12 protein-coding genes are annotated in these 13,192 nt (G+C 65.7%); 11 read left to right on the forward strand and 1 reads right to left on the reverse strand.

Annotated features, from left to right (window positions below):
- Positions 1 to 37: 37 nt before the first annotated feature.
- The 10 genes from FOY53_RS01700 (at position 38) to FOY53_RS01740 (ending at position 10,578) form a co-directional block, all read left to right on the forward strand.
- Positions 38 to 1,207, forward strand: coding sequence for a thiolase family protein (locus FOY53_RS01700; RefSeq protein WP_146585025.1), 1,170 nt, complete (start codon positions 38 to 40; stop codon positions 1,205 to 1,207).
- A 27-nt stretch (positions 1,208 to 1,234) separates the two neighbouring features.
- A complete protein-coding gene (locus FOY53_RS01705; RefSeq protein WP_146585027.1) occupies positions 1,235 to 1,699 on the forward strand; it encodes a free L-methionine (R)-S-oxide reductase MsrC in 465 nt (154 codons plus the stop codon).
- A gap of 175 nt (positions 1,700 to 1,874) precedes the next feature.
- The gene (locus FOY53_RS01710; protein WP_146585030.1) at positions 1,875 to 2,447 is read left to right on the forward strand and encodes a helix-turn-helix domain-containing protein; all 573 of its coding nucleotides are present in this window, start codon (positions 1,875 to 1,877) and stop codon (positions 2,445 to 2,447) included.
- A 10-nt stretch (positions 2,448 to 2,457) separates the two neighbouring features.
- Entirely contained in the window at positions 2,458 to 3,078 is a 621-nt protein-coding gene (locus FOY53_RS01715; protein WP_146585031.1) for a LysE family translocator, read from the forward strand.
- 1 nt (position 3,079) lies between these two features.
- Positions 3,080 to 3,223: a hypothetical protein gene (locus FOY53_RS22920; protein WP_186766478.1), complete on the forward strand. Its 144-nt coding sequence runs from the start codon at positions 3,080 to 3,082 to the stop codon at positions 3,221 to 3,223.
- Positions 3,224 to 3,227: 4 nt separating this feature from the next.
- Entirely contained in the window at positions 3,228 to 3,851 is a 624-nt protein-coding gene (locus FOY53_RS01720; protein ID WP_146585033.1) for a LysE family translocator, read from the forward strand.
- 11 nt (positions 3,852 to 3,862) lie between these two features.
- The gene (locus tag FOY53_RS01725) at positions 3,863 to 6,322 is read left to right on the forward strand and encodes a GcvT family protein (RefSeq protein ID WP_146585036.1); all 2,460 of its coding nucleotides are present in this window, start codon (positions 3,863 to 3,865) and stop codon (positions 6,320 to 6,322) included.
- A gap of 103 nt (positions 6,323 to 6,425) precedes the next feature.
- Positions 6,426 to 7,319, forward strand: coding sequence for a homocysteine S-methyltransferase family protein (locus FOY53_RS01730; protein ID WP_146585038.1), 894 nt, complete (start codon positions 6,426 to 6,428; stop codon positions 7,317 to 7,319).
- 111 nt (positions 7,320 to 7,430) lie between these two features.
- Positions 7,431 to 9,878: a GcvT family protein gene (locus tag FOY53_RS01735; RefSeq protein ID WP_146585040.1), complete on the forward strand. Its 2,448-nt coding sequence runs from the start codon at positions 7,431 to 7,433 to the stop codon at positions 9,876 to 9,878.
- 52 nt (positions 9,879 to 9,930) lie between these two features.
- Entirely contained in the window at positions 9,931 to 10,578 is a 648-nt protein-coding gene (locus FOY53_RS01740; protein ID WP_186766479.1) for an RluA family pseudouridine synthase, read from the forward strand.
- 147 nt (positions 10,579 to 10,725) lie between these two features.
- Here FOY53_RS01740 and FOY53_RS01745 read toward each other — a convergent pair whose 3' ends face one another.
- The gene (locus FOY53_RS01745; protein ID WP_146585045.1) at positions 10,726 to 12,165 is read right to left on the reverse strand and encodes an aldehyde dehydrogenase family protein; all 1,440 of its coding nucleotides are present in this window, start codon (positions 12,163 to 12,165) and stop codon (positions 10,726 to 10,728) included.
- A gap of 153 nt (positions 12,166 to 12,318) precedes the next feature.
- On the opposite strand from FOY53_RS01745, the gene FOY53_RS01750 reads away from it, so the two are divergent.
- On the forward strand, positions 12,319 to 12,972 hold the full coding sequence (locus tag FOY53_RS01750) for a peroxiredoxin (RefSeq protein ID WP_146585047.1): 654 nt from the start codon (positions 12,319 to 12,321) through the stop codon (positions 12,970 to 12,972).
- Positions 12,973 to 13,192 lie beyond the last annotated feature (220 nt).

Consider the following 13,192-nt stretch of genomic DNA (forward strand, 5'->3'; position numbering starts at 1 on the left):
CATCAGGGGCCGTGATCGGGTCAGGGAGTGCAAGACCATGCAAGTTGTCATCACCGGGGCGGCGCGCACCGCCATGGGCGGTTTTCAGGGGGTGTTCTCGGACACCAGCGCCGCGGTTCTGGGCGGCAGCGCGATCCGGGCCGCTCTGCAACAGGCCGGGAACCCTGCGGTGGACGAAGTTCTGATGGGCTGCGTGCTGCCGGCCGGTCAGGGCCAGGCCCCGGCGCGACAGGCCGGATTCGCCGCCGGTCTGGGGGATGAGGTGCCCGCGACCACCCTGAACAAGATGTGCGGATCGGGAATGAAGGCGGCGATGCTGGCATTTGACCGGATCGCGCTTGGCCATGCGGATGTGATGGTGGCGGGCGGCATGGAGAGCATGACCAACGCACCCTACCTGCTGCCGAAGATGCGTGGTGGCGCCCGTTTGGGCCATGGTCAGGTGGTGGACCACATGTTCCTCGATGGTCTTGAGGATGCCTATGATCCCGGCCGCCTGATGGGCACCTTTGCGGAAGACTGCGCCGAGATGTACCAGTTCTCCCGGGAGGCGCAGGATGAATATGCGCTGCGATCCCTGTCGAACGCTCTGGCGGCGCAACAGGGGGGAGCCTTCAGTCGCGAGATCACTCCGGTGACGGTCACGACCCGCAAGGGCGACCTGAGCGTGTCCGAGGATGAACAGCCCGGACAGGCCAGGCCGGAAAAGATCCCGCATCTGAAACCTGCCTTCCGCCGCGATGGCACCGTGACCCCGGCGAACAGCTCCTCCATCTCGGATGGCGCGGCGGCACTGGTGCTGAGCAGTCTGGCCGGGGCAGAGGCGGTCGGCGCGACACCGCGCGCGCGCATTCAGGGCCATGCCAGCCATGCCCAGGCTCCGGGCCTGTTCACCACCGCGCCGGTGCCCGCCGCACGCAAGCTGCTGGCGCGGATCGGCTGGCAGGTGGCGGACGTCGACCTCTGGGAGGTGAACGAAGCCTTTGCGGTCGTGCCGATGGCCTTCATGCGGGAAATGGGTCTGGACCGCGACATCGTCAACGTGCATGGCGGTGCCTGTGCACTGGGCCATCCCATCGGCGCCAGCGGCGCACGGATCATGGTGACACTGCTGAACGCTCTGGAAAGACGCGGGCTGCAGCGCGGCGTGGCCGCAATCTGCATCGGTGGCGGCGAAGCCACTGCAATCGCGATCGAGCGGTTCTGACCCGCACAGCCGACCAAAAGGAAAATCATGCATATCGACTACCCGACCGTGACCCGGACCATCGCTGCCTTGACCGAAGGCGAGACCGATGTCGTGGCGCTGATGGCGACCGTGGCCTGCGAAATTCATCATGCGGACGAGCGCTTTGACTGGACCGGATTTTATCGGGTGGTGGCGCCCGAACTGCTCAAGATCGGCCCGTACCAGGGCGGGCACGGCTGTCTGGTGATCCCGTTTGCGCGCGGCGTCTGCGGCGCTGCGGCGCGCACGCGGACAGCGCAGATCGTCGCCGATGTCGAGGCGTTTCCCGGTCACATCGCCTGTGCCAGTTCGACTCGTTCGGAACTGGTTCTGCCCGTGCTGAACGACGCCGGGCAATTGCTGGGGGTTTTCGACATCGACAGCGACTTGCCGGACGCCTTCACCCAGGGCGATGCCGACGCCCTGTCTGCCATCCTGGATGCAACCTTTCGCGGTGTCGGCCAGCCGTGATCCAGCGGAGCGCGCCCTGCGGGGCGCGCGCCGGATGTCTCGTCACCGGCCACTGGCCGGTTCCTCGGGCCGCCCCGCACGAACCGCTGCGCATGTGAAAAAAGTCTTGGTATTTTCATGATCCTGTGACACCGTGAAATCGAGTGACATAATTTCACGGAAATCCGAGTCGCTGATGCAACACGTCGTGCCCGATCATCTTCGCACGCTCGGGGCCGATCTGCGCGCCCTGCGCAAAGCCCGGCGTCTGACGCTGATCGACCTGGCGGCACAACTGGGACGTTCGGTCGGTTGGCTCAGCCAGGTGGAGCGCGATCTTTCAGAGCCCTCGGTAACAGATCTGCGCCAGATCGCCGCGACACTGGAAGTGCCGGTGTCGATGCTGTTCGGCCAGGCCCGGTCACCCGCCGAGGAAACGGGGTACATTGTCCGCAAGGGCGCGCGGCGGTCCATCGGTCCCGGCGCGGCGGGACTGGTCGAGGAATTGCTGTCGCCGGACCTGACGGATGATTTCGAGGTGGTGCATTCCACCTTCGCGCCCCGCTCCGAGATCGGCGAGACGGTGACACGCCCGACACAGGAGCTCGGCTACATCGTCTCGGGAAAGCTTGACCTCGATATCGCCGGACGACGCTTTGCCCTGTCTCCCGGCGACAGTTTTCGCATTCGCGGTGAACCGTTCCGCTGGATAAATCCCTATGATGCACCGGCCGTGGCGATCTGGGTGATCGCGCCGCCAGTCTACTGAGGAGACGGCCGTGTCGTTTCATGCCTGGAGCGTCTTTGCCCTGTTCTGGGTGGTTTTTGTGACCTCTCCCGGCCCTAATGCGGTGAATTGCATCCAGAACGGCATGACCTTCGGCTTTCTCCGCGCTCTCTGGGGGGTGCTGGGAATTCTGACGCAGGCGCTGCTGTTTCTGGTGCTGTCCGCCGCAGGGATCACCGCGCTGCTCACCGCCTCGCCCACCGGCTTTTTCATTGCCAAACTGGTCGGTTCCGGCTTTCTGATCTGGACCGGGATCCGCAACTGGCGCGCCGCCGCGACCCCGGTACACCTGACGACACCTCCCTCCGGCCATATCTACACACGCGCCTTCCTGATCGCGACCATCAACCCGAAATCTGTCGCGGGCTACCTTGCCGCCTTTTCGCAGTTCGTTCAGCCCGACGTGCCCGTCGCAGCGCAGATGGGTCTGATCGTGCCCACCGCGCTGACCATCACCGCCGCCAGTTATTGCACCTATACCGGCCTTGGGGCAGGCCTTGGCCGTGCGGCACTGGGCGCCGTCGGCAACACCGTCGTGCGCCGGGTCATGGCGGGGTGCTTTCTGTTCTACGGCCTGCTGCTGGGCGGCAGCGCGCTGAGCACCGGGCGATGACATGATCCGGGGCAGCTGCGCCTGTGGCGCGATCACATTCTCGACCCCTGCCACGCCGACCGGCCTGCGATCGGAAAAGCACAACTTTACCGTCGGCAAAGGGGATTATCATGCCCTGAGCGACGGGCTGCCGCAAAAGGACTGACCGCATGATCGAGACCTTACTGGCCATGGACCCCTTCAGCCTGCTGGCCTTTGCCGGCGCGGGGATCCTGCTCAACCTGACACCCGGGGTGGATGTGATGTTCGCAATGGCCTGCGGTGCGCAGGGGGGGAGCCGGGCAGGCATTGCGGCTGCGGCGGGCATCGCCATGGGGTCGGTTTTTCACATCGCCCTGACGGTGCTGGGTGTGGCGGCGGCGCTGCAAGCCATGCCGCAGGCCCTGACAATCCTGCGCTGGGGCGGCGCGGCCTATCTTCTCTGGCTCGCCCTGAGCGCCTGGACTGCCACCGCCGGAGAGCGCCGCGTCACCGGCGTGCACAGTCTGCGACGGGCCTTTGCGCGCGGAATGCTGACCAACGTGCTCAATCCGAAGGTGGGATTGTTCATCCTCGCCTTTCTGCCGCAGTTCACCGATCCCGCCCTGGGGCCGGTGGCTCCGCAGATGATGACCCTTGGCGCGATCTTCGTGACCACGGGACTGGTGATCACCGGCGCCTACGGGGCGCTGGCGGGGTTTTTTGGCGCCGCGCTGCGCACCCGGGCAAGGCTGATGAACCGCCTGAGCGCCGTGGTTTTCGGCGGGCTCGCCGTGCGTCTGGTTCTGGAATGAGGGAGAGAGACATGAACGATTTTCCGACACAGGCCCGGGTGGTCATCATCGGTGGCGGTGCGGTCGGGGCATCCTGCGCCTATCACATCGCCAGAACCGGCTGGGATGTGGTCCTGCTGGAAAAGAATGAGCTGACGGCGGGCAGCACCTGGCACGCGGCGGGAAACTGTCCGTCCTTCAGCACTTCCTGGGCCGTGATGAACATGCAGCGCTATTCGCTGGGCCTGTTTGCCGGGCTGGCAGAGCAGGTCGACTACCCGATGAACTATCACGTCACCGGGTCGATCCGTCTGGCGCATGACAAGAACCGCATGATGGAATTCGAGCGCGCAAGAGCCATGGGGCAGCATCAGGGGCTGGCGATCGAGATGATGTCGGTGGCGGACATGAAGAACGCCTATCCGTTTCTGGAAACCCACGATCTCGCGGGGGGGCTGTGGGATCCGGACGATGGCGACATCGACCCGGCGCAGCTGACGCAGGCGCTGGCCAAGGGCGCGCGGCTGGCCGGGGCCCGGATCGAACGTTTCTGCCCGGCCACCGGGGTCAGCCGCCAGGGCGGCGAATGGATCGTGCACACCCACAAGGGAGACATCCGCTGCGAAAAGGTGGTCAACGCCGCCGGATATTATGCGCAGCGGGTCGGCGAGTGGTTTCGGCCGTTCGGCGGGCGCACCGTTCCGATGACGGTGATGTCGCACCAGTACTTCCTGACCGAAGAGATTCCCGAACTCGAAGCCTGGACAAAGGCGCATGGTCGCAAGGTGCCGCTGCTGCGGGACGTCGACAGTTCGTATTACCTGCGGCAGGACAAGCACGGTCTGAACCTCGGACCGTATGAGCGCAACTGCCGGGCACACTGGACCACACCGGACGACCCGATGCCCGACGACTTTTCCTTCCAGCTCTATCCCGACGATCTGGACCGCCTGGAGTGGTACATCGAGGATGCGATGGCACGGGTGCCGATCCTGGGAACGGCGGGCGTGGGGCGCGTCATCAACGGTCCGATTCCCTATGCCCCCGACGGGCTGCCGTTGCTCGGGCCGATGCCGGGGGTGCCGAATGCCTATGAGGCCTGCGTGTTCACCTTTGGCATCACCCAGTCAGGCGGGGCCGGCAAGGTGCTCGCCGAATGGGTGACCGAAGGCCAGACCGAATGGGACATGTGGGCGGTCGATCCGCGCCGCTACTCGGATTACACGGACCAGGATTACTGCGACAGGAAGGCGGTCGAAACCTACGGGCACGAGTATGCGATGCACTTTCCCTGGCACAGCTGGCCCGCAGGGCGGGACAAGAAGCTGTCGCCGGCGCATGAGCGGGTGATCGAACTGGGCGGCGTGATGGGGGCCTACAACGGTTGGGAACGTGCCAACTGGTTTGCCCGGCCAGGCGATGACACCTCGGAGGATTCGACCCGGACCTGGCACCGGGCCGGCCCCTGGCAGCAGCGCATTCGCGAGGAATGCGCGGCCGTGCGCGATACGGCCGGCCTGCTCGATCTGCCGGGATTTTCCCGCTACCGTCTTCAGGGTGACGGCGCGGCGGAATTCCTGCGCGGCCTCTGCAGCGGCAGCCTGCCCGCGGTCGGCCGCATCGGGCTGCTGTATTTTGCCGACGAACGCGGGCGCATCGTGACCGAAATGTCGGCCATGCGTCTGGACGAGGATTTCTTCTTTCTCATCACTGCTGCCGTCGCGCAGTGGCACGATCTCGAATGGTTGCAGCGCCACCGGCCCGAGAATGCCGCCTTTGCCCTGACTGACGTGACCCGGGACTTTTCCTGTCAGATCCTCACGGGACCAAGATCACGCGAGATCCTGGCCAGTGTGACCGATGCCGACCTCAGCCTGCCCTGGCTCAGCCACCAGTCGGCGCAGCTGAACGGCATCTGGGTGCAACTGGTGCGGGTCAGCTTTGCCGGTGAACTCGGTTGGGAAATCCACGCGAAAACGGCCGACAGCGCAGCGATCCATGACATGCTGATGCAGGCCGGTGCGCCGCACGGGCTGAAACCCTTCGGCATGTTCGCCCTGAATTCCCTGCGCATCGAAAAGGCATACCGCGCCTGGAAGGCGGATCTGTCGACCGACTACACCCTGCTGGAGGCCGGGCTTGACCGCTTCGTCAAGCTCGACAAACCGCAGGACTTTCCCGGAAAGGCCGCATTGCAGGCGGAACAGGCTGCTCGCCCGACAAAACGTTTTGTCACCCTCATTGTTGACGCCGAAGACTGCGACGCGCCCTACATGTCCTCTATCTGGCATGACGGCAGGGTGGTGGGGGAAACCACCAGCGGCGCCTGGGGCTACCGGGTGAACGCTTCGGTTGCACTCGGGATGTTGCGCGCCGATCTCGCCACCCCGGGCACCGAAGTCGCGGTCGAAATCTATGGACGGTTGCGCCGGGCCATCGTGCAGCCGGACGGCCCGCTCTGGGATCCGGAAAATTCCAGGCTGCGCGCCTGATGCCGGACCTGTTCGACACACCGCGGACCGGCAGCACGCCGACCTGCACCACCGCAGCGGCCAGGACCGCCACACCGCAACCTCACAGCGCAGGGACAAAGTCATGAGCACGATCACCTTGATGGACGGCGGCATGGGACAGGAACTGATCCACCGCTCGGGGCGGGAGCCGACGCCGCTCTGGGCGACACAAGTGATGGCGGATACCCCGGATCTGGTCGGCAGCGTGCACGACGATTTCTTTGCCGCCGGGGCGCGCATGGCCAAGGCCAACAGCTATGCCGTACACCGCGACCGGCTGGTCGGCACCGGGCTTGAGGACCGCTTCGAAGATCTGCTGCGCACCTCGGTGACACAGGCGACGGCCGCCCGCGACCGCGCCGGCGGCGGTCGCGTCGCCGGATGCCTCGGCCCGCTGCGCGCCAGCTACCGCCCCGACCTGCACCCGCCGGCGCAGGAGGCGGTTCCGCTCTATGCCGAAGTGGCCCGCCTGCTTGCCCCGGGCTGCGACCTCATGGCCTGTGAAACCGTCGCCTCGCTCGACCACGCCCGCAGCGTGCTCGGCGGCGCACGAGCCGCGGGCCTGCCGGTCTGGCTCTCGTTCACGGTGATGGACAGTGACGGCACCCGCCTGCGATCCGGCGAGCCGCTCGTCGCGGCGCTGGACATTGCGGCAGACGGCGTCGAGGCGCTTCTGGTGAACTGTTCCGCACCCGAGGCGGTCCCGGCAGCGCTTGGTATCCTTTCGGCCGACGGCCTGCCCTTTGGCGCCTATGCCAATGGGTTCACCGCCATCACGCCGGATTTTCTCAAGGACAAGCCCACCGTCGACAGCCTCTCCGCCCGCCACGATCTTACCCCCGAGGCCTATGCCAGACATGCACTGCACTGGGCCGATCTTGGCGCCACCCTGATCGGTGGCTGCTGCGAAGTCGGCCCGGCGCATATTGCGGCCACGTCCCGTGCCCTGACAGCCGCAGGTCACACCCTGACATGACCACCCCATGCCCACTGATTCTCCGGGGCCTGAATATCCCGCCCCCGAACCGGTCGGGCGCGTCGGCGCCCGAAACCGAAATCCTGCAAACCCTGCGATGAAAGGCTCGCCATGACCCTCCCGACCCAGGCCCGCGTCGTAATCATCGGCGGTGGCATCATCGGCTGCTCCGTCGCCTATCACCTGACCAAGCTGGGCTGGAGCGATGTCGTCCTGCTGGAACGCAAACAGCTCACTTCGGGCACCACCTGGCACGCCGCGGGTCTGATCGCGCAGCTGCGCGCCACGGCGAACATGACCCGGCTGGCCAGGTATTCCCAGGAACTCTACGGCGCGCTCGAAACCGAAACCGGCGTCGCCACTGGATTCAGGCGGGTCGGGTCGATCACCGTCGCGCTGACGGCGGACCGGCACGAGGAGTTGCGGCGCTCGGCAGCGATGGCGCGCGCCTTCGGTGTCGAGATCGACGAGATCGGCACCGCGGAGATCGCCGCCAAATATCCGCATCTCAACACCGAAGGCGTTCAGGGGGGCGTCTACCTGCCCAAGGACGGCCAGGGCGACCCGGGCAACATCGCCCTGGCGCTGGCCAAAGGCGCGCGGATGCGCGGGGCGGTGATCGCCGAGCGTACCAAGGCCATCGGCGTCACCCGCGCGGGGCGCAGGCTGAATGCTGTCAGGTACCGGACCGAGACCGGAGACACTGGCCAGATCAGTTGCGAACATGTCGTCAATTGTGCCGGCATGTGGGGGCACGAGGTGGGCCGGATGCTGGGGGTGAACGTCCCGTTGCAGGCGTGCGAGCACTTTTACATCGTCTCGGAACCGATCCCCGGGCTCTCGGCGCTGCCGGTCCTGCGGGTGCCGGATGAATGCGCCTATTACAAGGAGGACGCGGGCAAGCTGATGCTCGGGGCCTTCGAACCGTTTGCCAAACCCTGGGCAATGGCAGGCATCCCGCAGGATTTCGAATTCGATCAGCTGCCGGAAGATTTCGACCATTTCGAACCGATCCTGGAACAGGCGGTGGCCCGGATGCCGATTCTGGCCGAGGCCGGCATTCACACCTTCTTCAACGGTCCCGAAAGCTTTACCCCCGACGATGCCTACCATCTGGGCCGCGCCCCCGAGATGGAAAATGTCTGGGTCGCGGCCGGCTTCAACTCGATCGGCATCCAGTCGGCGGGGGGCGCGGGCATGGCGCTAGCGCAGTGGATGGAAGCCGGGGAACGACCGTTTGACCTCGGTGATGTCGACATCGCGCGCATGCAGCCGTTTCAGGGCAACCGCCGGTACCTCGCCGCGCGGGCAACCGAGACGCTGGGCCTGCTTTACGCCGACCATTTCCCGTTCCGCCAGAAGGCGACGGCCCGCGGCATCCGCCGCTCGCCCTTTCATACCCAGCTTGCCGATCGCGGTGCGGTCTTTGGTGAACTGGCAGGCTGGGAGCGGGCCAACTGGTTCGCGGCACCGGGGCAGGCGGCGGAATATGCCTACAGCTGGAAGCGGCAGAGCTTTTTTGCCAACGTGGCCGCCGAACACCGGGCCCTGCGCACCGGGGTCGGCATGTATGACATGTCCTCTTTCGGCAAGCTGCGGGTCGAGGGGCCGGACGCCGAGGGTTTTCTCAACCGGATCTGCGGCAACGACATGGCGGTGCCGGTGGGGCGGATCGTCTACACCCAGTTCCTGAACGCCGCAGGCGGAATCGAGGCGGACGTGACCGTCACCCGGCTGTCCGAGACGGTGTTTCTGGTGGTGACGCCGGCGGCCACCCGGCTGGCTGACGAAACCTGGCTGCGCCGCCATCTCGGCGATGCCCGCGTGGTGATCACCGATGTGACCGCGGGCGAAGCCGTGCTGGCCCTGATGGGGCCATCGGCGCGTGCGGTGTTGCAGGCTGCCTCTCCGGCAGAGTTCTCGAACGCGGTGAATCCGTTCGGCACCGCCCAGGAGATCGAGATCGGCATGGGGCTGGCCCGGGCGCACCGGGTGTCCTACGTCGGCGAACTGGGCTGGGAGATCTATGTCGGCACCGACATGGCGGCCCATGTGTTCGAGACGTTGATGGCGGCCGGGCAGGCACAGGGGCTGACCCTTTGCGGGCTGCATGCGATGGACTGCGCCCGGACGGAAAAGGCGTTCCGGCATTTTGGCCATGACATCACCTGCGAGGATCACGTGCTCGAAGCCGGTCTGGGCTTTGCGGTGAAGACCGGCAAGGGGTGTGATTTCATCGGCCGCGAGGCGGTGCTGCGCAAGCGCGAGGCGGGGCTGTCGCGGCGGCTGCTGCAGTTCCGGCTGTCGGATCCGGAACCGCTGCTCTACCACAACGAGCCGATCCTGCGCGACGGCAGGATCGTCGGCCACGTGAGCTCCGGCGCCTACGGCCACAGCCTGGGCGGGGCGGTCGGCCTGGGCTATGTGCCCTGCGCGGGCGAGGATCCCGCTGCGGTTCTGGACAGCCGTTACGAGATCGACGTGGCGGGGGTCAGGGTCGCGGCCGACGTGTCGGCGCGGCCGATGTACGACCCCGACGGGGCGCGGGTCAAAGTGTGATGCCGGGCGTCGGGTGCTTGCGGGTTGGCGCTGCTTTTGTCATGGGGGGCGGATGATGACAGAATATGCCCCGCCCACAGACCCGATCGAGATCCTGCACGAGGATCAGGCCCTGCTTGTGGTGAACAAGCCCGCCGGTCTGTTGTCGGTGCCGGGCAAGGGCGACGGGTTGAGCGACTGCCTGATCGCCCGGTTGGAACTGGCCTTTCCGCAGGTGCTTCTGGTGCACCGTCTGGACCGGGACACCTCCGGTGTGATGGTGTTTGCCCTGACGCCGCATGCGCAACGGCACCTTGGCCTGCAGTTCGAAAAGCGCATGGTGAAAAAGACCTATCTGGCCCGGGTTCAAGGGCGTCTGCAGCCGAAGACCGGGCAGGTGGACCTGCCGCTGCGCGTCGACTGGCCGAACAGGCCGCTGCAAAAGGTCGATCACGAAGACGGACGAGCGGCGCTGACCGAATGGCGGGTGATGCAGGCCTCCGAGGAGGAAAGCCGGGTTCAGCTGATGCCGCATACTGGCCGCAGTCACCAACTGCGGGTGCATATGCTGGCGCTGGGCCATCCGATCCTGGGCGATCCGTTGTACATGCCGGAACGTGCGGCCGAATATCCCCGCCTGATGCTGCACGCCCAGGAGTTGCGGCTGCGCCACCCCGAAGGCGGGGCGGGGGTCAAGTTTCGCCTGCCCGCGCCGTTCTGAACCGGAAGGCTGGCGCGACCGGCGGTTACTTTTGAGTATTTGAAAAGAGCAGAATTGCAGGGGCTGCGGCATCGCCGATGCGCGGGGCCGGGGCTAGAGGGGTGACACTTTGTACCCCCTCTAGCCGGTGCATTCGGTGCGCTGCGGTTATTCGGCGGCCCAGCCCGAGACCGCCTTGACCTCGAGGAAGTCGGCGATGCCCCAGTGGCCGCCTTCGCGGCCGTTGCCGGACTGTTTCATGCCGCCAAACGGCGAACCTGCGGAGCGGGATTTGCCGTTCATCTGCACCATTCCCGAACGCAGTTGGCGCGCCAGCCTGTTGCGTCGTGCGCCATCCTGGGTCTGGACGTAGTTGGTCAGCCCGTAGGGGGTGTCATTGGCGATCCGGACGGCGTCTTCCTCGGTGTCGAACTTCATGATCGACAGCACCGGACCAAAGATTTCCTCGCGGGCAATGGTCATGTCGGGGGTCACGTCGGCAAACACCGTCGGGCGGACGAAAAAGCCGCGGTTGAGGCCTTCTGGGCGCCCCGGGCCGCCAGCCACGAGGCGGGCGCCTTCGTCGATGCCTTTCTGGATCAGATCCTGGATCTTGCCCCATTGCACCGCGTTGACCACCGGGCCGATGTGGCGGCCTTCCTCGTCGGCGGGGGCGACCCTGGTGGCCTCGGCGAACTCGGTCGCCTCTTGCACCGCGCGGTCGTAGACCGATGCCTCGACCATCATCCGCGAGGGGGCGTTGCAGGATTGGCCGGTGTTTTCCATCATGTGGATCACCCCGCGTTTCACCGCCTTTGCGTCGGCATCGGCGAAGATCAGATTCGCGCCCTTGCCGCCCAGTTCCAGATGCACGCGTTTCAGCGTGTCGGCGGCGGCTTTCGAGATCAGTTTGCCCGCGCGGGTCGAGCCGGTAAAGCTGACCATGTCGACATCGGGGTGGGCGGAGAGCTGGGAGCCGACGCCGGCGCCGTCACCGTTCACCAGGTTGAAGACGCCCGGCGGGAAGTCGGCGGCGTCTACCATCTCGGCAAAGAGCAGGGCGCTGAGCGGCGATTCCTCGCTGGGTTTCAGCACCATTGTACAGCCTGCCACCGCGGCGGCGCCGACCTTGAGCGTGACCTGGTTCATCGGCCAGTTCCACGGGGTGATCAGCGCCGCGACGCCGACGGCCTCGTGGATGATTCGGTCTTCGGGCGCATGGTCGTTCAGCGGCGCCTCGAAGTCGAAGGCTCTGGCGGCGTCGATGAAGTTCTTCAGGTGCCAGGAGCCGGCGCCGGTTTGCCCCGAGCGGGCGAGGTCGATCGGCGCGCCCATTTCCAGGCTGATCGCCTGCGCCATCTCTTCGGCGCGCGCCTCGTAGACTGCGAGCAGCCGTTCGACGCAGGCGATCCGCTGTGCCGGAGGGGTGGCCATCCAGCCGGGCAGGGCGGCCTTGGCGGCGGCGACGGCGGCGTCGGTATCCGCCTGGCCGCCGAGGGCGATCACGGCGCAGGGTTCCTCGGTCGACGGATTGATCACCTGGCAATCGGTGCCCTCGCGCGCATCGACCCAGGACCCGTTGATATAGAACTGACGTTTCTCGATCATCCTGATTCTCCCGTATCTGGACCTGTCCCCGGCCGGTGGCGCGGGAATTTGATCATATATTGGCACCGCACCCCATGGCCCGCAAGGGGGATGCAAAGCCCGCACCGAGGGCGTATGTTGATGGCAACCGCAACCAAACATGGAGGACTGGTCATGGGCCTGCGCATTAACGACACGATTCCGGATATGACGGTTGAAACCGACCAGGGCACGCTGAACCTGCATCAATGGATCGGGGACGACTGGGCCATCCTGTTCAGCCATCCCAAGGACTTTACACCGGTCTGCACGACCGAGTTCGGTGCTGTGGCACAATTGGCGGATGAATGGGCCAAACGCGGCACCAAGGTGATCGGCGTGTCGGTCGACGGCGTCGAGGATCACAAGAAGTGGAAGCTCGACATCGAAAAGGCCGGCGGCGTCAAACCCGGTTTCCCGATCATCGCGGATGCAGGGCTGGAAGTGTCCAAGGCTTTCGACATGCTGCCCGCCGAGGCCTACCTGCCCGAGGGACGCACTCCGAATGACAGCGCGACCGTGCGGTCGGTGTTCATCATCGGACCGGACAAGACGCTGAAGCTGTCGATGACCTATCCGATGAACGTCGGGCGCAACTTTGCCGAAGTGCTGCGGGCGCTGGATGGCCTGCAGACGGCGGCAAAGCATACGGTTGCGACACCGGCCAACTGGGAGGTTGGTCAGGACGTCGTGATCCCCGCCACGGTCAGCACCGAAGACGCCACGGCAAAGTTCGGCTCTTTCAAGACCGTGCTGCCCTATCTGCGCATGGCGAAATTGCCGGGCTGACACGCGCCCTGCAGAAAACGGACAAAAGCTTTGCCATCGGGAAGGCTTTTGCCTGCGGCGCTGGCCGTCACGGGCCGCGCCGCCCCAAGTTGCGTGTGCCAGTGGGGCGCCGCAGACCAAGGTCCTATACACCTTTGTCGTGCTAGGCGCTCAAGGGTTCGGCGCTAGGGTGACGTAGCGGAATGCTGAAAAACGGCAGCCGTTTGTCAACTTTGGGAGG

Origin of the sequence: Puniceibacterium confluentis (assembly GCF_007923445.1) — a bacterium.
GTDB lineage: Bacteria > Pseudomonadota > Alphaproteobacteria > Rhodobacterales > Rhodobacteraceae > Puniceibacterium > Puniceibacterium confluentis.